12 protein-coding genes and 1 pseudogene are annotated in these 19,059 nt (G+C 43.6%); 6 read left to right on the top strand and 7 right to left on the bottom strand.

What is annotated here, in order from left to right; translation table 11 throughout:
• Both G586_RS26785 and G586_RS22525 read left to right on the top strand, forming a co-directional pair.
• Nucleotides 1-182, top strand: a pseudogene (locus tag G586_RS26785) (hypothetical protein); the annotation flags it as partial.
• Between the two features lie 331 nt (nt 183-513).
• Entirely contained in the window at nt 514-990 is a 477-nt protein-coding gene (locus G586_RS22525; RefSeq protein WP_051204706.1) for a hypothetical protein, read from the top strand.
• 62 nt (nt 991-1,052) lie between these two features.
• Here G586_RS22525 and G586_RS0110160 read toward each other — a convergent pair whose 3' ends face one another.
• The 3 genes from G586_RS0110160 to G586_RS0110150 all read right to left on the bottom strand — a co-directional run bounded on the left by G586_RS0110160 (nt 1,053) and on the right by G586_RS0110150 (nt 6,160).
• A complete protein-coding gene (locus tag G586_RS0110160; RefSeq protein ID WP_026527682.1) occupies nt 1,053-2,321 on the bottom strand; it encodes a hypothetical protein in 1,269 nt (422 codons plus the stop codon).
• A gap of 164 nt (nt 2,322-2,485) precedes the next feature.
• Nucleotides 2,486-5,302, bottom strand: coding sequence for a leucine-rich repeat protein (locus G586_RS26960; protein ID WP_051204705.1), 2,817 nt, complete (start codon nt 5,300-5,302; stop codon nt 2,486-2,488).
• 225 nt (nt 5,303-5,527) lie between these two features.
• Nucleotides 5,528-6,160 carry a YigZ family protein gene (locus G586_RS0110150; RefSeq protein ID WP_026527681.1) on the bottom strand — a complete coding sequence of 211 codons (633 nt, stop codon included), beginning with the start codon at nt 6,158-6,160 and terminating at the stop codon, nt 5,528-5,530.
• Nucleotides 6,161-6,313: 153 nt separating this feature from the next.
• On the opposite strand from G586_RS0110150, the gene G586_RS22515 reads away from it, so the two are divergent.
• The 4 genes from G586_RS22515 (at nt 6,314) to G586_RS0110130 (ending at nt 15,204) form a co-directional block, all read left to right on the top strand.
• Nucleotides 6,314-9,184, top strand: coding sequence for a transglycosylase domain-containing protein (locus tag G586_RS22515; RefSeq protein WP_081674312.1), 2,871 nt, complete (start codon nt 6,314-6,316; stop codon nt 9,182-9,184).
• Nucleotides 9,185-9,199: 15 nt separating this feature from the next.
• Nucleotides 9,200-11,920, top strand: coding sequence for a YfhO family protein (locus G586_RS0110140; protein ID WP_026527680.1), 2,721 nt, complete (start codon nt 9,200-9,202; stop codon nt 11,918-11,920).
• Nucleotides 11,921-11,950: 30 nt separating this feature from the next.
• On the top strand, nt 11,951-13,951 hold the full coding sequence (locus tag G586_RS22510) for a TaqI-like C-terminal specificity domain-containing protein (RefSeq protein ID WP_051204704.1): 2,001 nt from the start codon (nt 11,951-11,953) through the stop codon (nt 13,949-13,951).
• 68 nt (nt 13,952-14,019) lie between these two features.
• The gene (locus tag G586_RS0110130) at nt 14,020-15,204 is read left to right on the top strand and encodes a PAS domain-containing sensor histidine kinase (RefSeq protein ID WP_026527679.1); all 1,185 of its coding nucleotides are present in this window, start codon (nt 14,020-14,022) and stop codon (nt 15,202-15,204) included.
• 84 nt (nt 15,205-15,288) lie between these two features.
• Here the strand turns inward: G586_RS0110130 and G586_RS0110125 are convergent, their stop codons facing one another.
• The 4 genes from G586_RS0110125 to G586_RS0110110 all read right to left on the bottom strand — a co-directional run bounded on the left by G586_RS0110125 (nt 15,289) and on the right by G586_RS0110110 (nt 18,932).
• Nucleotides 15,289-16,041: an amino acid ABC transporter ATP-binding protein gene (locus tag G586_RS0110125; RefSeq protein WP_026527678.1), complete on the bottom strand. Its 753-nt coding sequence runs from the start codon at nt 16,039-16,041 to the stop codon at nt 15,289-15,291.
• A gap of 29 nt (nt 16,042-16,070) precedes the next feature.
• A complete protein-coding gene (locus G586_RS0110120; RefSeq protein WP_026527677.1) occupies nt 16,071-16,727 on the bottom strand; it encodes an amino acid ABC transporter permease in 657 nt (218 codons plus the stop codon).
• A gap of 75 nt (nt 16,728-16,802) precedes the next feature.
• The gene (locus G586_RS0110115) at nt 16,803-17,654 is read right to left on the bottom strand and encodes a transporter substrate-binding domain-containing protein (protein WP_026527676.1); all 852 of its coding nucleotides are present in this window, start codon (nt 17,652-17,654) and stop codon (nt 16,803-16,805) included.
• 282 nt (nt 17,655-17,936) lie between these two features.
• Complete coding sequence (locus G586_RS0110110; RefSeq protein ID WP_026527675.1) at nt 17,937-18,932, bottom strand: MetQ/NlpA family ABC transporter substrate-binding protein; 996 nt, start codon at nt 18,930-18,932, stop codon at nt 17,937-17,939.
• Nucleotides 18,933-19,059: the final 127 nt, after the last annotated feature.

Here is a 19,059-nt window from a genome sequence, read left to right as displayed (position 1 = left end):
GAACTTCTGTTGAACGCTCAAACAAGCGTGAGAAAATAGACTTCAAGCTAGAAAGCGGCAGGCACCGCTCAACAAAGATGTGGTACTGCCGCCTCTATCACATCCTCATGTTACAACATTTGGATGCATGGGATCTGCCTTACGAATCCGCCCTGAGAAAGTTGGTTTGTAATGTAGCATGATCTCGTAAATATCATACAGCATTCTCAGGCATAGCAACAGTGTTATGTCTATTATTCATGCCCTGTTTTGCATCTTTTTTTCATCTTGGGTAATATTCACTTGTCAAAGTTCAATTGCCAGAATTTAGCTGGCATGATCACTCAAGATTCCGAGAGATCATTGATTGAATAACAATTTATTACATTAATATAAGAAAATACGTTTATTTATTTTCAAAACTCAGATAGTATATCACTCACTATAGCATGATGCAATGAGCAAAATGATTAAAATACTATAAACATCTCATTCTCGCTTTTATTTTGCGGTTTATCGTTTTAAAATAATTATATGGATAGTTATGACAAGAACAGAGAGCGCTTCGAGCGCGCCCAGGGTGATAAAATAGATCCCCACGGAATTAAATCATCTGGCCCCAGAGTTTGTGTCAACTGTGGCAGAAAGCTTCTCTACAACATTAAAGGCAATAAATGTCCAAAATGTGCAGAACAGGAGCTTTTTTGTGATGTCCGCGATTATATAAGGGCAAATGATGTTAAGGACTATCAGGTAGCAGAACATTTCGGGATTCCTCTTGGCAAGGTCAAGGAGTGGATCAAGCAGGGACGTATCCAGTATAAAGATGACCCCACAATGAAGCAGGTCATTATGGGAAATTATTGCCAGGTCTGCGGAACTCCCACGAACTTTGGAACCATTTGTCCAAAGTGTATGAGGGCTCAGAAAAAAGCCAAGCAAGTCGGTGTTGCCATCGCTCAGCCCAAGGCTGAAGGAAGCAACAAGATGCGTTTCATGGAAGAGGATTGATTTAATACATTATCATACATTGAAAAAGGGCTGTCGCATCTGACAGCCCTTTTTAGTTTCATTCACTTTATCTCTGGAAAATACGCTATATCATTTTCCATTGTAGCCACTTCAGTGTAAGGAATATTGTTTGCCTCAAGTTCTGCCAAAAATGCCTTGTAATATGTATCCTCTACAAAATTCTGTTGCATCGACAAAAAGATATTTCCATTAACAGCAGCCACTTCAATAAGAAAACCATTTGCATCCGGAACGTGAGTCCAGAACTCTTTTATGTGAGCTCCTATCTCCTTTTGTTTCCACTGACCAACATAACTGACCATATAAGAAAAGTACTTTTTCCCACCCTCCATCATTTGTGCGTATGCAGCCTTCTTAGCTTCCAGTGTTGGCGACTTTGCAACCATCTTGCATCTGGAGGAGCTAAAGGTCAGGAGCCTTTGAACGCTTTCCTCATCACTCTGTAAAAAAGTCCTGCCCCTGTAAGCAGTGCACTGTTTATCCAATGGCATATTTTTAAGCTTGTCTGTGTACTCCATCGAAGTGGTTGTCACGCAGTTGTGATGTGAAAGTGGCGCATGAAGCATTGGCCTTCCGTTTATGATGTATGCCCCCATAAGTGGCTTTTCGCGTACCGGATTTATTTTGTCGATGGCCCTGGCTGTGATGACGGTAATAAAAGTCCCGGGGCTGGCATCGTTAGCGGATGTAAACTTAAGCAGCTCTTTTTCCGGAATCATCACATCTCTGACGATGGCCGCACTACTCGGAGTCATTCCGGCGTCATCCAGCAGCGAAAATGAAGGTTTTCTCTGACTAATGCCCTGAGGCAGTGTTGAAAGATCTATCTCAGGAAGTAGGTCCATTGGATCCAAAAACTCTTTTTCATCTATTGGATCATCAAGGGTTCTGATGCCTTCCGAGCTGATAGGACCGTATTTCTCAGATTCATAATAATATAAGAGCGTTGCAAGAACGAAGTATATTCCGGTTCCGTCGCAGATTCCATGATAGAAATCGAGGTAGATGAAGTCGTCTTTGTAGCAGACTGCCCACACATGGTAGTTGGTCTCAGCGGAATTCAGGGTTATTCTCTCATCTGTATTAAAAAGACAGACCGGCTCGTTGTTCTCATCGAAGAAGTACTCCTCATTTTCCGCCTTGAGCGCCACACAAAGATATGGATAGCGCTTGCTTGTTTTTTTCAAAGCGCGGGCAAGTATATCCGCATCAATGAGCTCGTCCATCCTGATGCAAAGTCTCACGCTATAAGCAATTCTGCCAAGGCTGCCATATACATGTAACACGTCACCTGCTGTTATTTTCCTCATCCTGTGAACCTCCTTATAATTTCATTCGCAAAACTACTTACAATTATATAAAAAAGCCTTTTGACGTGCATAACTTAACGGAAATTTTATAATTCCAAAATCCACTTCCAGGGGCTGTCGCAAAAAAGGAGCATATCACACTAAGTGTGATATGCCCCTGTAGTTTATCCTTTTTTATGCTTAAATGTGCAGTTCTTAGCTCCTGCTTTCTTAAGCATCTTTACGACCTTGTCGAAGGTCTTCTGATCTTTAGCTGTGATGGTGAATTTAGCTCCTTTGGCTATTCCCTTGAATGCACCCTTACCAACGGATTTTAAGGTATTTCCGTCTAGTTTGATGTTCTTAAGCTTTGCGCATCCGTTAAATGCATTGCTGCCAATCTTGGTAACTGTTGAAGGGATTTTAACATTAGTAAGTTTCTTGCATTTCTTGGCTGATCCCTTTCCTATCTCTGTAACTTTGTATTCAACGCCGTTCTTATCCTTGATAGTTCCGGGGATGGAAAGCTTCTTCAGCTTCTTATTACTAATAGCCTTAAATCTTACTGCAGCGCTACCATCGGCAGATGACACAACCTCAAGAGCTCCATTTGCTCCTGATTCCTCTGCTGAAATAGCTGTTCCGGCAGGTGCGGGCTGCGAAGCCGTGCTGTCTGCTGCCGGCTGATTTCCGGCTGAAGGGTTGTTACCACCGCTGGGAGTATTTCCACCACTAGGTGTATTGCCTCCACTGGGTGTATCTCCACCACTAGGTGTATTGCCTCCACTGGGTGTATCTCCACCACTTGGAGTAGTTCCGCCTCCGGGGTTATCTCCACCTCCGGGAGTAGTTCCGCCTCCGGGATTATCTCCACCTCCGGGGTTATCTCCGCCACCGGGATTGTCTCCGCCTCCGGGATTGTCTCCGCCTCCGGGGTTGTCTCCACCTCCGGGGTTATCTCCGCCTCCGGGATTGTCTCCGCCTCCGGGATTGTCTCCGCCTCCGGGATTGTCTCCGCCTCCGGGATTGTCTCCACCTCCGGGATTGTCTCCGCCTCCGGGATTATCTCCGCCGCCGGGATTGTCTCCGCCACCGCCTGGATTATCCGGATTTGTAGGATCTGATGGATCAAGGAATTGTAATTCGATAAAGCCCTTGGAAAGTATCACCATTTTTCCATCAACGGTCACCTGAAAATATAAATAAATTGATTCCTCAGGAATATCTTTACCATTATACTTAAGAGTTACAGTAGCCTTATCTGCATTTTCAAGAGTGATTAACTCAGAAGATAGAGGATAACCTCCGCTAAAGTTCCAATTATACTCAACAACTTTCCCATCAGTATTTGAAATATTAGCAGTAAGCTGTACATCCTTAGGAGTTCCTTTAGTGAATTTAACCTCATCAGTGCTAAAGGAAACATCATACATACCGTCCGGATAGTATTCAAAACAAAATGGGTCGAGATTACATTCATATTCTCCATCTTTGTACAGCCAATCACCGGTTGCTACGTAATAGCTATCTCCAGTTTCATAGTGCTCGACCAAATAGCCTTTATATTTTCCTTTAAAAAGTTCATCCGCTTCACTTTTAAGCTTGATAACAATCTTTGTTCCGGTTATATCAATATCAAATATATCAGGTGCTATTTCCTTATATTTATCATCATAACGATATACTATCTTTCCTTTTGCATTTCCAAGTCCCGAAACCCCAATTGTATATGTTCTGTTAGATTCATTAAACCTATATGTACTAAAGTAGGGATCAAGCCTTGGCTCAGCCACTACCAATCTGAAGTTGCGAGACATATCATCTTCTCGCCCATCAATATTAACGTTAACTCTAATAGAGGCTAAGATATCAAGGTTCGCGCCCATATTATCGATGGCATCATCCCTAATTCCGACCTTGACTTTCTTTTTATCGGTATCACCTATAAATTCAAAGTATTTTCCAGCATCTTCCTCCAGTTCCCATTTATAGGTAATATTTGCTTTGGGCACAAGATTCTCATAATTGAATACAGCCTCTAATTCTCTAGGCTCATCGCCCGGTTCAAACTCCGAACTATCCCAATCATCTTTTCCATCACTAAGAATCGTAGAGAGACGAAGAGAATCCATAATAGTATCCGGACAATAATATATCTCTACTATTTTTGTAACAGTTCCTGCCAAACCGCCTGTAGTACTTATATAAAACGGAAACTCAGCATTAAAACTTTCAATGTCATCCAACGAATGTTTACTCTTAAAAGCATCCCATTTTTCCTTTGCATCATCTTTTAGTGAGATAGTCACACTTTTTTTGTCAGAATCATCAACAGTAAAATAATCATCAATTTTAAAGTCATCACCATAATCTTCACTTAATCCGGATACTTCCACAAGAGCCCCCGTATTGAACTCAAGGTACCCCTCGTCGTAATCCTCAAGATTGGTAAGTTTAAAGGTCATACTCTTATTATCCTCACCATAATCATATGATGCGGGTAAAACTGCTATGTTATCCAAAGAAAAATATTCGCTAGTGTTAAGCTTTAGACTCTCAGTGGTATCAAATGCAAGTCTACCATCAACTTCGACTTTAAGATAGATTTTCGCATCATAATAAAGCAAACCATTAAGTGCTTCCTCTGCATTTTCAGTAAGCGTTACCGTAACTTCCTTTTCATTAGCCGCCCCATCTATCGCAAAGGCACTCTTAGTATCATCCAGAATCTCCCATTTATATGTGACAAGGGATTCGTCAGGGCCAGCACCATTCGTGTCAGTGACTTCGGCGGTAAACACATTGCTGATCTCGTCATCATTAAGAGTAAAAGTATTCCTATCATAAAATATATTTGCGTAATATTGATCACCGGGATCCTCTTCACCCTCATCGGCCCTTACAGTAAAACTATTTAGCGGACTCACAGCCGCAGACATGGAAAAAAGCACTGCCAGAAAGGCAGCATAAAAAACAGAAAACCAATGCTTTCTTTTCTTCATGGAATTTCCCCCTTTTTATATTGCGCTTCACAATCAGACTGTGAAGCAAGAAAACAACAGTAAAGCGCTCATACCAAAAGCGCACTAATATTATAAATTAAAAACGCAGGGCATGAACACCCTGCATTATAGCTAATTATTCGCCCCTCGGATTATGCAAAATAACACTCCTACAGGCATTTCATATTATATCGCTATCAAAAAACACGTAGCCTGTCATGGCTGTCAAAAAGCAAAATACCCCTCTTCTATCTCTTCTATAGAAAGACGCCCTTCTGTTTTCTGAGTCAGGCCATCCGTAACTTTCTCACAATCCTCCATTCTAACCGTTATGTCATACTCAACCTTATCCGTATAGGTCTCATTTTCAAGAGGTATCTCCTCCTGCCTTAAGTAGTACTGAATATTATTGACAAGAGTGTAATCAGCGGTGAGGTGAAACCTTTTTCCATAGACCATCTCTCCTATCTCGGATGCCGCAAGTCCCGCCTGGGCAGCCTGAGTGTAGGCTCTCACAAGTCCTCCCGTTCCAAGGAGCACGCCCCCGAAATATCTTGTTACTATTATAAGTACGTTTGTAACTCCGGATCCCTTTATGACTTCAAGAATCGGTTTTCCTGCAGTGCCCGAAGGCTCACCGTTGTCGCTGCATCTGGTGGTTCCAAAATCGGAGCCGATCACAAAGGCGTAGCAGTTATGTCTTGCATCCCAGAACTTTTTCTGAAAAGCGGCTATCTGTTCCTCGGCTTCCTGCACACTTGCTACAGGCAATACATTTGCAATAAATCTTGATTTCTTTTCAACTATTTCATCGCATCCTGCTTTCAGGATTACTTTGTAATTATCAGTTTTTCCCATGACCCCTGTTCCACACAGCCTATCTTAGGCTATTCTTTACTTTCCAAGTTTGATATAATGTAATGATGTAGAATTGCAATCATTTTGCGAAGCGCTACTACATGTTCATCATATCATAAAAACGGACATAACATATTTACATCGGAGGAATTTATGAATTTTGGAAGAAAAGGTATCAGGGATCAGCAGCATGCTATCATCTCCGGTACCACTAAATGGGGAAAAAAGATTTCCCTTATATCTTTAGAACTGATAATCATTGCTCTCGTTGGAATCGCGGTCTGCGGCGTATGCGCAGGCATCGGCGTTTTCAGAGGAATAATTGATACAGCACCTGAGATCGGCAATATCAACGTTACTCCCACGGGCTATTCGACCTTTGTTTATGACACCGAGGGCAACCAGACAGCGAAGCTGGTTTCCACAGATTCCAACCGAATCCCTGTCACCATGGACATGATTCCCGAGAATCTCTGCCACGCCTTCGTTGCCATCGAGGATATGCGTTTTTATCAGCACAACGGTATCGATATACAGGGTATCATCAGAGCTGCATATGTCGGAATCACAAGTCATGACCTTACACAGGGCGCCAGTACAATAACCCAGCAGCTTTTGAAGAACAACGTCTTTACCGGCTGGACCAGTGAGAACTCTGATATTGCCAAGATCAAACGTAAGATCCAGGAGCAGTATCTGGCTATCCAGCTTGAAAAAACCATGAGCAAGGAGGACATCCTGCTCAATTACATGAACACCATCAATTTAGGAAGCAATACTCTTGGTGTTCAGGCCGCATCACTTCGCTATTTTAATAAGTCAGTTACCAATCTGACATTGTCCGAATGTGCGGTTATTGCCGGCATCACACAGAATCCCAGCCGTTTTAACCCCATCACACACCCGGAGAATAATGCGAAGCGTCGTGAGAAGGTCCTTGGTGACATGCTCGATCAGGGCTACATCACACAGCTCGAATACACTGAGGCCATGAACGATGATGTTTATGCCAGAATCCAGGTCGCTGATCAGGAGACCTCGGACAACATGCCCAACTCCTACTTTGTTGATGCTCTTACAAATCAGCTGATCGATGACCTTATCGATGCCGGTTACAACGAGACTCAGGCTTATACACTTCTCTACAGTGGCGGTCTTAAGATTTATTCAACTCAGGATCCGCACATACAGTCAATCTGCGACACTATTTATCAGGATGAGAGCAACTATCCTGAGGGCACCAAGTATCTTCTTGACTACGCCCTTACAACTACAGATGCAGAAGGCAACAAGACCAACTACAGCACAGAGAAAATGAAGAGCTATTTCCAGGAGCATGAATCCAAGAGCTTCAACATGCTCTTCTCTTCTAAGGAAGCAGCTCAGGAAAAGATAGACGAATACAAAGCAGTAGTTACCGCAAACGGCGATACCGTTGAAGGCGAGTCCATTTCTCTCACACCTCAGCCTCAGGTATCACTTACTATAGAAGACCACACCACAGGCTATATAGTTGCCATGATCGGTGGCCGCGGAAGCAAGACAGCATCCAGAACACTTAACCGTGCAACAGACGCTGTGCGTCAGCCCGGTTCTACATTTAAGGTGCTCTCAACCTACGCACCGGCTCTTGACAGCGCAGGTCTTACACTTGCAACAGTTCTTAACGACGCACCCTTCAACTATCCTGACGGACGTCCAGTTAACAACTGGTACGGAGAGTCCTACAGAGGTCTTACAACAATGAGAACAGCCATAAAGGATTCAATGAACATCATCGCTGTTAAGACCATGACACTGATCACACCTCAGCTTGCTTTTGATTATCTTAAGAATTTCGGCTTCACAACTCTTGCTGAAAACGAAGAGATCAAGGGTAAGATTTTCACTGATGTTCAGCTTCCTACCGCACTCGGTGGTCTGACACACGGTGTTACCAACATGGAGCTCAACGCCGCATATGCCGCAATCGCTAACGGCGGAGTTTACATTAAGCCCAAGCTCTACACCAAGGTTGTGGACCATGAGGGCAACACAATTCTTGATAACACTACTACGGATTCCACAAGAATCCTCAAGGAGTCTACTGCATACCTTCTTACAAGCGCTATGCAGGACGTTGTTACAAGCGGTACAGGTACAGCCGTTAACTTCGGCACAACAGCCATCGCAGGTAAGACAGGTACCACATCAGATGAGAACGACGTATGGTTCGCAGGTTACACAACCTACTACACTGCAACCACATGGGCCGGCTACGACAACAACGTAGACCTTACAACCAGCGCAGAACAGCATCTCGCCAAGACCATGTGGCGCGCTGTTATGTCCAAGATACATGAGGATCTGCCGTCCACCAATTTTGAGAAGCCGGCTTCGGTCGTTTCCGCAACTGTATGTTCAAGATCAGGAAAACTGCCTGTTGGCGGTCTTTGCGACGGAACACACCTCACTGAGTACTTTGAGGAAGGTACTGTTCCCACTGATAACTGTGATGTTCACTATTCCGGAATCCTTTGCCAGAGCGATCAGCACCCTGCAACAGAGCAGTGCCCGTTCAAAATTTCAGGCGTATTTGAGCTTATACCGTCTGAGCCCGCTGCACTTTTGGCACAATCACCCGGTTCAGCCGCTTCAAACTTCACCACAAGTGTTGATGAAGCAGGTAACACTGTCGTAACGCCTCAGGTAACCTGTCACCACACACCTGCATTTATGGCTCAGCCAAATATTCAGGAAATTCTGGCTCAGGAAGCAAGCCTCATTCAGCAGGGTATTATTTACACAGGTCCCGCTGTCGGTGATCCGTCTTCAACGCCCGCTGCTCCCGGTTCCGTTCCTGCTGTCGAGCAGAATGCTGCTCCCGCAGAGGCACCTGCTGAGACACCTGCAGAAGCACCTGCAGAAGCGCCGGCACAGGCACCGGCAGAGGCTCCGGCACAAAATGTAGAGCAGACTCCCGCTCCGGTTGAACAACCGGCGGAAGCAACGCCGGCTCCGGTTGAAGAAGAGGACAACGAATAAGGGGACTCCCGTGTAATGGATATAGTTAAACACAATAATGATACTAACGATTCTAAAAAATCCGGATTGAATACTCTGTTATTCTATCTGATCTATACAGCCATATTTGCTGCCATGTCAGTTCTTGTCTACGGTTATTTCTATCGCAATGGCAAGAGTCTCATCTGCGAGGGTGATACCTGGCGGCAGCATCTTAAGGCTGCGGCATATTATTCAAAATGGCTAAGGGGTGTTCTTTATCATGTTTTTAAAGAGCACTCTCTTAATCTACAAACCTTCGCCTTCGGCATAGGATACGGAAGTGACCTGTATACGACACTTCAGTATTATGCGCTTGGCGATCTTCTTAATATTTTTTCCGCTTTTGTTAAAACCGAATACATCCATATCTACTTCCAGGTAGTTATGTTAATGCGTGCATACCTTGCAGGAATCACCTTCAGCCTGTACGCAAAATACTCAAGAAAAAACATGTCGGCGGGAGCACTCCTCACAGGAATGTTCACCTATAGCTTCGGTTCTTATTTCATGTACCTGGGACTGTGGCATCCTTTCTTTGCAAACCCTCTTATCTATCTTCCCCTAGTACTCCTTGGAGCCGAGAAGATACTTAAAGAGAACAAGCCAAGGTTCTTTGCAGTCGCTGTTTTTCTCGCAGGTACCAACAACTTTTATTTCTTCTACATAATAGTGCTTCTTACAATCATCTATGTGTTAGCAAGGCTTCTGTTCATATATTTCGGAAAACATCAGGCAGGTACAGCTTTTAAAACCATAGGCACATTCTTTGCTTACGGAATCATCGGTTCACTGATGAGCATGTTTATTCTTCTGCCTATTCTTATTGCTTTTCCGAATAACCCCAGGGCTAATTCAGGAATCGCTATTCCCCTGTTCTATGGGGAAGATTACTACAAAGAGCTCCTTAAAAATGTCTACAGCTTCGTTTATCACGGAGCAAACGACACCCAGCTCGGTTTTACCCCGGTATTTGTTGCCGCAGCTATCTGCGTAATCGTACGCAGTATATGTTATGCTTTTTCTCTTATTAAATTTAAAAATGATGTTCGCAGTCTGAAAGAGGAAGCGGAAGAAACCAAAGACCCTAGAAGTGTATATCAGGAACTTACTTTTCTTATCCTGCTCACTTTATTCCTCTGCCTGCCCTTTGCAGGTTATGTATTCGGAGGCTTTAACTACGCGGTAAACAGATGGGCATTTTCATGTGCACTTTTCGCAGGCTTTGTAACAGCTGAATTCGCCGATATTATTGCAGGCTATGCCGCAAAGATAGTCACTAAAAAGGGCCAGGGCAATCAGGCCTTCATCGCCTCTATTTTGAGCATAGTCGTTCTTACTACAACACTTTTATTCATTGCTAAAAACGGACGCCTCGCCTACTCCCCTGAGGAGGGCAACATGGTGAAGGATTACATGGATATCTGTTCACCCGAGGAGATGTACGCTCAGCTTCAGAGCACCGAGGTACAGGTAGTTGAGGAAAATGCCGCAGCAGACGGCCTTGATCCGGCAAACAGCTTCTACCGCTATTCAGGCAGAGACCTTGTCTGGAACGCAGCCATGCTAGATGGAATTTCATCGACGCAGTTTTTCTGGAGCCTTGCAGACAAAAGTGTCTCCGAGTACTTTAAACTCATGGCTATAAATGATCAGCAGAACTTCGCTTACCTTGCACTTGATGACCGCGCCGTTCTTAACTCCATCGCAGGCGTTAAGTACTATTCACTCAGGTACAACACGCCTGACCAGCAGGCCTTTGTACCCTGCGGTTATGTTCCTTCCTATGAGAAATTCAACTTTGGAATCTATGAAAACCCGGATGCAATGCCTCTTGGTTTTACATATAACGCAGCTATTTCAGAGTCCGCTTTTAATGAACTTTCACCTATAGAGCGCGAGGAAGCGCTTCTCTACGGAGCCGTTGTAAGAGACGATGTGGCAGGAAAATATCCTGAAGCGGAGCCTGTTTTCACATCAGAAAGCATTCCCTATGAGATTACTCTTGAGGGCGAAATAAAAGAGGCAAAGGGCGGCTATAAGGCCAAGGCAGGTTCTTCCATTCTTCTTACCTTTAACGGGAATCCCGGCTGTGAGACACTGCTCTATTTGAAGAACCTTAAGGTCAAGTCAAATACTGACGTTCCATCAATCACTGTTTCTACAGAGCTCGCTGACGGAACAGGTATTATGAAGCGCATCGACTATAAATGCGAGAGCTCCTGGTACTATTCAGGCTGGCACAACTTCATAGTCAACCTTGGCAATGCCAACGAGGCCAAGACCTACATAAGACTTACCTTTAATGACAAGGGCACTTATAAGTTCGACGAGATGAGCGTTTTCTGCAGGTCACTTACCACGATGCATGCTCAGCTCTCAGCACTTAAGGCACATACCATGCAGGATGTGGATCTTCACAAGAATCCCATATCCTTTGCGACAAATATGATAACCGGCAGCATAGACACCGAAGACTCTGAGCTTCTGTTTTTATCCGTTCCCTATGTAAAGGGATGGACTGCATATGTTGACGGCAAAAAGACCGAGCTCCTTGCGGCTGACACCATGTTCAGCGCTATCGAGATGAGCGCAGGTCACCATGACATTAAGCTGGTTTACCACACACCGGGATTATTTGCAGGAATAATTCTCAGCTTACTTGGTCTTATACTACTTTTAGGAAGCTCAAAGCTCAGCAGACTCCTGAACAGATAACTTCAGGGCTGCGTGTTGAAAGGAGTGCTAATGCTTACATTAACTGACCTTTGTGCAGAACTTTCTATCACTCCCGCGACGGGAAGAAACTGGGTAAAGCTTGGTAAGATAAAACCTGAAAGCAAAAAAGGGAGATCTTACTTCTTTTCAGAGGAGTATGTCCGCTCCCTTAAAGCTGATCTTGAAAACGGCAAGATCAAATCCTTGAAGAGCCGCAGGAACAAGACCTATGTCTCAGGTAAGCTCCTGTATGGCTCCTATATTCCTGCGTCTTCACCGAACCTTCCACTGGTAAACAAACTTATATCGGGCATTGCTGCCTATGAGGAAAACTTCGAGATAACAGAACCGATTCTCAGAATGATTCTTGCTGAGTGCGCAGATAAACTGATTTCCAAGAGAGTTTCTCCTGAAGAAGCTGATGCATACAGGCCTTTTCTTGATGATCTTCGCGGAGTAATATCCCCCGAGGACAGTCTTATTGATACCAGAATTTTCACAGAAGAATTTGAATATGTTCCCGGAGAAGACACTCTGGGTCTCATTTATATATCCTTAAAGCACCTTAGAGCAAGGAAAAGCGAGGGTACCTATTACACGCCGGGGACCATCGTTCAAAGGCTTCTTGGTCACCTTTTCGAGGCCTCTTTTCTTACTGCAGGCCAGGATAAAAAGATTCTAGACCCCGGCTGCGGAACAGGAAATTTCCTTTTATGCCTGCCTCCCGGAGTACCACCGGAGAATCTCTATGGCTACGATCTTGATGAGACAAGCATTCATATAGCAAGGATAAATCTCGCATTAAAATACCGTCTGCCCGACACAGAGTTTTGGGCAGAGCACCTTGTGATTCAGGATTTCCTTAGAGTTAATAGGGATGGCCTAAGCTTTGATGTGATCATGGGTAATCCGCCCTGGGGTTCACCCTTTACTTCCGATGAGAAAAAATACCTCAAGGACGAATTTGCATGCGGCAAGGCAAAGTCTCCTGATTCCTTTGACCTCTTCACGGAACAGGGCCTAAGGCTACTTAGCGACGGCGGATCTCTTTCATATGTTTTGCCGGAATCCATTCTTCTTGTTAAGACTCACAAGATAATCCGCGACACACTTTTGAAGGAAACCGCACTCTCCCATCTTGAATATCTGGGTGATGTTTTTGATCATGTGCAGTGTCCCTCTGTAATTTTGCATGTGGAAAAATCGGATGAAGATTTCCTTTCAAAGAAGCCCGTTATATATGAGAAGGACAAATCCTTCAGGATCTCGTCTGAAAGAAAGCTCTCGGGAGATGTCTTTGATTTCCTGATGCCGGATGAAGAGTATGAACTTCTTAATTCTCTTGAATCACTTCCCGGTGTTAAAAAGCTCGATGGCAACGCAGAGTTTGCACTTGGAATTGTAACAGGTGCTAACAAGGAGATGCTGCAATCCCGCAAGAGTTCCAACAACGAAGTGATCCTTAAGGGCATCGATATCTTCAAGTATCGCTTCCGCATTCCAAAATGCTACATACATTTTGAGCCAGAAAAATGCCAACAGGTTGCGCCTCTTTCCATGTACCGCGCACCGGAAAAACTACTCTACCGCTTCATCGGAGGACACCTTGTTTTTGCTTATGATGACAATCAGACTCTGTCACTCAACAGCTGCAATATCGTAATTCCGAACATCGAAGGTTTGAAAATTAAATATATTCTGGCAATTTTAAACAGCAGCGTAGCGGAATATTATTTTACAAAAAAATTCCGCTCCGTAAAAATTCTCAGATCTCACATTGAACAGATACCGATACCTTATGCAGATGAGGATGAACAAAATAAAATTTGTGCCTTGATAGACAGTATTTTAGCGCTTTCCGAGGAATCAGGAAGTTTACTTCAATCCTCTGATAGTGAAGCACATTCAAAAATAGAGAAGTTATATTTTGAGCTTGATGATATGTGTTTTAAACTGTTCCATTTATCGGACAGTGAAATTCAACTTATAAAAGATTTCTTAAATCACGAAAACTTATTCCTCCCGGTATAGCATTTACGTAATTTCGTGATATAATTGATTTACATTTACACCCATTTTTTGTGTTTCTTGAGGTTCTTATGAGTGAAAATATTGAAAAGCTAAAAACTATATCTCTTAACGAACACGCTGATCAGCTGTTTGATAAAATCATAAACACAACACAGGATTGTATTTTCTGGAAGGATACACAGCGCAGATTTGTAGGCGTTAATCAGGCTTTTCTGGATTTCTATGGATTTGAATCAGCAGATTGTGTAATAGGAAAAACCGATGAAGATATGGGATGGCATCCCGACCCGAAGCCCTTCATGGAGGATGAACTCAGAGTCCTTCAGGGCGAGAGCACACACAACGTACATGGTCAGTGCGTAATAAAGGGTGAAGTCAGGGAGATCATTGCCACCAAAACTCCCATCTACGATGACGATGTTATTATTGGATTTGTAGGTTCTTTTATTGATGTCACAGACGAGCAGGAACGCATCAGAAAAATCGAACAGCTAAACAAGCTTAACGACAAGCTTCTTGAAAATGAGAAGCGCGCCAACAGACGCATGTCGGAGTTCTTATCACGAATGAGTAACGAGATCAAGAACCCCATGAATGCCATCTCTGCTCTCTCATACCTGGGCATGAACCAGACTGATATCGATGTTCTTAGAAATGATATGAGGAAGATCTACACCTCAAGTCATTATCTCTCAAGACTCATGAGCGACATTCTCGATATAGACAAAATCGATGGCGGCAACCTTAGCCTTGATCCCAAACGTTCATCACTTGATGATATCGTGGATGGTGTCGAGAATATTACAAGAGCTTTCGCCAGAGAAAAAGATGTACATATTATTGTACACAGAAATTACAGAGCTAATCCTCAGGTCATCTGCGATCTTGGACGTACTCAGCAGATGGTCATCAATCTCACCTCCAACGCTGTTAAGTTCAGCGAGCGCGGTGACACCGTAGATATTACTGTTACCTCAAAGAGACATGGTGATTTTTACAGAATAACATTTGAAGTTAAGGATGAAGGCTGTGGCATAGGCGCTTCATTCATGCCAAGTCTTTTCAGAACCTTCGCTCAGGAGAAGCGCAATCCCAGTAAGTACGGAACAGGAACAGGTCTTGGTCTCTCAGTTGCTAAGCGCCTTGCATGTCTCATGAAGGGAGACATTGTTGCAGAGAGTGAGGAGGGACTTGGAAGTACCTTTACCGCTACAATAGAACTGGATGCGGTGCCTCCGGAGAATCTGGAGTAAACTACTAATAATAAATCCGCGGCATACGTTTTGCCGCGGATTTTTTATACTCTGAATCTTATTAGTTTTTTCTGAAAGCTCTTATTACTTGTTAAGACTTGAAAGGAACTGCCTGGTGCGTTCCTTGGTAGGATTATTGATAACTTCCTTAGCGGGTCCTTTTTCCAAAATCACACCATCGTCCATGAAAATAACTTCGTCAGCAACATCCCTTGCAAAAGCCATCTCATGAGTAACGATTATCATCGTGGTCTTCTTATCGGCAAGTTCTCTTATAACTCTAAGAACCTCACCTGTAAGCTCAGGATCCAGTGCAGATGTGGGCTCGTCAAAGCACAGTATATCGGGCTTTAACGCAAGCGCACGGGCAATAGCAACTCTCTGCTGCTGTCCGCCGGAAAGCTGATGAGGATAGTTGCTCATCCTGTCTGAAAGGCCCATCTGATCAAGGAGCTCTTTTCCTGTCTTAATGATCTCTGTGTTGTCCTTGCCATCACTTAAAAGGCTTGGCGCCAGAGTTACATTCTCAAGGGCAGTATACTGAGGAAAAAGATTGAACTGCTGAAAAACCATTCCAAAATGAAGCCTTTTTTCCCTTAAAACATCAGGCTTATCAATAGGCGCTGATGCATCAAAAAGCCTCTCACCTCTGACGGTTATTATTCCTTCATCGGGTCTCTCGAGAAAGTTTAAACACCTTAAAAGTGTGGTCTTACCGCTTCCCGATGAACCTATGATGGAGATAGCCTGTCCCTCTTCCATGCTAAAAGAAATACCCTTGATTATCTCGTTGTTATCAAATTTCTTTTTTATATTACTAACTTCAAGTATTGGCATTTTTATTACCCTTTAATCCCGGTTCGTTTTTATCTAAAATAGCTCAGCTTCTTTTCAATGTATCTAAAGAGCAGTGTCAGAAGTCCGCTAAACAGCAGATAGAATGCGCCTGTATAGAACAGAGGCCAGATAATTCCGCTGCTTTTAATAAAGGACTGTCCGTTCCAGATTATCTCATAGACAGCTATAACTCTTGCAAGAGATGTATCCTTTACAAGAGTTATTACCTCGTTTGAAATCGGAGGCACGATGCGCTTGATGAGCTGCAGCAATATTACGTTTTTAAAGGTCTGCCATCTGGTCATGCCAAGAACCTGAGCCGCTTCGTACTGGCCCATGGGAATAGACAGAACGCCGCCTCTGTATATCTCTGAGAAATAGCAGGCATAGTTTATTACAAATGAAATCAGCGCTGCCATAAAGCGTCCGTTTCCGGAAGAGCCCCATACATTAAGCCCCAGAAAAATCCCGGGGCCGTAATATATGACCAAAAGCTGAAGCATAAGCGGTGTGCCTCGCACAACCCATATTAAAAATCTTATCGGTATTCTCACTATGTGTGCCTTACTCGCGGACCCAAAGCATATGATAAGTCCCAGTGGCAATGAAAAAAGCAGTGTAAGTGAAAATAATTTAATTGTTGCCAGGAACCCCTCCAAAAGGGATAAGGTAACTGTCATAAACATAAATGTTGATTCCTTTTTTATCAAGTAATTTTATAGTGGTTTTCGCTTACGAAAACGCAGCACATTGGCTATTTCTTACTGAGCAATAAGAGCTTCCTGTACGCCGTACTTCTTAGCAATCTCTTCCATGCTGCCGTTGTCGTACATGTCCTTAAGCTGACCATTGATATAAGCTGCAAGATCAGAACCCTTGCGGCATCCGATACCATACTCCTCAGTTGAAAGCTCAGCTGTGTGTGCAAGATCAGGATAGCTTGTGCCCTCTCCGATCATGGCACCTGCCATCAGAAGGTCGATGATGCATGCACCTGAAGTACCTGCCTGAACCTCCATTACAGCGTCAGCCTGAGATGTTACGGAAATAAAATCAAATCCGTTCTCCTGTGCTACTGCCTCACCTGATGAACCGGCCTCAACAGCAAAGCTTAAGGATTTTGCATCGTCTGCAGTTTTTATCTCACCTGACATCTCTGAAGGAACCACAACAACCTGCGCATTATTCAGATAAGGATTGGTGCATTCCATTGAATTCTTAACTTCATTTGTAAGAGTCATTCCGTTCCATACAACGTCGATAGACTTGTTATCAAGCTCAAGAATCTTGTTGTCCCAGTCGATCTCAACGAACTCAGCCTCAACTCCTAATGATGCGGCAACCTCCTTAGCAAGATCTGCATCAAAGCCGATCCAATCACCGCTGTCATCCTTGTAATCCATGGGAGCAAAATCGGTGATACCTACGATGAGCTTACCCTTGCCCTTGATGTAATCCACATCAGAATCAGCATCTGCTGCAGCTGTATCGTCTGCTGCCTCTGTAGTCTCAGCAGCTGTATCTGAAGCGCTGTCTGCCTTAGCACCTCCACAGGCAGTCATTGAAAAAACCATAGTTGATATTAATAAACCGGCAATTAATTTCCTTTTCATAATCAGAATCCTCCTCGTCATTTTTCGTTCTTTACCACTTTATCACACTAAATTGCTCAGCGCAAGAACAAAGAAACAATTGACCTAAATTAATCTAAAAAAACAATTCAGATGATTGTTTCTTTGGGCTTAAATGCTAAATTTGATCAAGTATCATTTTTATTGTTGCCAAAGAAAAAGAGTCGTCTTGGCTGACGACTCTTTTCCTTGTTGCTTTATAAGGTAGGATTTATGATTTATACGTTATTAAAATGGCTTTTAAAGGTAATTAAAAAATGGTTATTACTGAGCATCTGTGAAAGAAGCGATAACTGCACCCTTGTAGGTCTCGTCGATGTAAGCCTTAACTTCGTCTGACTGAAGAGCCTTGATAAGTGCCTGGATTTTTTCAGAACTCTCATTGCCCTGTTTTACAACAAGGAAGTTAGTTCTCTTGATTGTTGTCTCATCGTCGAACTCCTCAATATCAAGTGCGGGATGTGCCTCCGGAAGACCTGCCTCAAGTGCATAGTTTCCGTTGATTGCTGCCGCATCAAGATCAGGAAGTGAAAGAGGAAGTGAAGCTGCCTCAAGAGGTGTGATCACATAACCGTGAGGGTTAGCATCAGCATCCTTTGAAAGAGTATCCTCTGTGTAGTTGTCATCTGAACCGAAGCCACCCTTTGAATTAAGAAGTCCCTTCTGTACAAGAAGATCAATAGCACGCTCACCGTTGTCAGGGTCGTTCGGGATACCGATTGAACCGCCATCCGGAATCTCTGAAAGTGATGCATACTTTTCAGAATAGATACCCATTGGCTCAATGTGAACACCTGCAACTGCTGTAAGATGAAGACCTGCATCCTCGTTCTGCTGGTTCATGTAACCGAGAGTCTGGAAGTAGTTGGCATCAAGCTCGCCCTCTTCAAGTGAAGTGTTGGGAAGAACGTAATCATTGAAAACTACTGTCTCAAGTTCCCAGCCGTCCTTTGCAAGAACTTCCTTAACGATGTTATCAAGGATCTCTGCGTGAGGAACCGGTGTAGCACCAACTGTGATCTTCTTGTCTCCGTCAGCTGTATCTGCAGCTGCCTCTGTTGTCTCCTCTGTGCTCTCAGCCTCTGCTGTCTCTGCTGTAGCTTCTGTTGACTCTGCTGTAGCTTCTGTTGACTCTGCTGTAGCTTCTGTTGACTCTGCTGTGTCAGCGGCTGTCTCGGCAGATGAGCTTCCGCAGCCTGTAAGTGCACCGAATGAAAGTGCTGCTGAAAGAATAATACTTGTTAAAAATCTCTTTTTCATAACTTTTTGTCCTCCTCTTTGCGTCTGTTTTTAAACGCATTTACATATCAGATATGATTTATAACTTTAATCCTTTGGAGTAATAAAATCAATACTTAAGGGCTTAACTAAAAATTATAGCCTGCGA

The organism is Butyrivibrio sp. VCD2006 (assembly GCF_000423925.1).
In the GTDB taxonomy this organism is placed as follows: domain Bacteria; phylum Bacillota; class Clostridia; order Lachnospirales; family Lachnospiraceae; genus Butyrivibrio.
This window is presented reverse-complemented; position numbering and strand designations above follow the sequence as displayed.

Bases quoted from the DNA above. Each gene is read 5' to 3' on its own strand.
- G586_RS22525 (WP_051204706.1), top strand. From the start codon at position 514: ATGGATAGTTATGACAAGAACAGAGAGCGCTTCGAGCGCGCCCAGGGT.
- G586_RS0110160 (WP_026527682.1), bottom strand. From the start codon at position 2,321: ATGAGGAAAATAACAGCAGGTGACGTGTTACATGTATATGGCAGCCTT.
- G586_RS26960 (WP_051204705.1), bottom strand. From the start codon at position 5,302: ATGAAGAAAAGAAAGCATTGGTTTTCTGTTTTTTATGCTGCCTTTCTG.
- G586_RS0110150 (WP_026527681.1), bottom strand. From the start codon at position 6,160: ATGGGAAAAACTGATAATTACAAAGTAATCCTGAAAGCAGGATGCGAT.
- G586_RS22515 (WP_081674312.1), top strand. From the start codon at position 6,314: ATGAATTTTGGAAGAAAAGGTATCAGGGATCAGCAGCATGCTATCATC.
- G586_RS0110140 (WP_026527680.1), top strand. From the start codon at position 9,200: ATGGATATAGTTAAACACAATAATGATACTAACGATTCTAAAAAATCC.
- G586_RS22510 (WP_051204704.1), top strand. From the start codon at position 11,951: ATGCTTACATTAACTGACCTTTGTGCAGAACTTTCTATCACTCCCGCG.
- G586_RS0110130 (WP_026527679.1), top strand. From the start codon at position 14,020: ATGAGTGAAAATATTGAAAAGCTAAAAACTATATCTCTTAACGAACAC.
- G586_RS0110125 (WP_026527678.1), bottom strand. From the start codon at position 16,041: ATGCCAATACTTGAAGTTAGTAATATAAAAAAGAAATTTGATAACAAC.
- G586_RS0110120 (WP_026527677.1), bottom strand. From the start codon at position 16,727: ATGTTTATGACAGTTACCTTATCCCTTTTGGAGGGGTTCCTGGCAACA.
- G586_RS0110115 (WP_026527676.1), bottom strand. From the start codon at position 17,654: ATGAAAAGGAAATTAATTGCCGGTTTATTAATATCAACTATGGTTTTT.
- G586_RS0110110 (WP_026527675.1), bottom strand. From the start codon at position 18,932: ATGAAAAAGAGATTTTTAACAAGTATTATTCTTTCAGCAGCACTTTCA.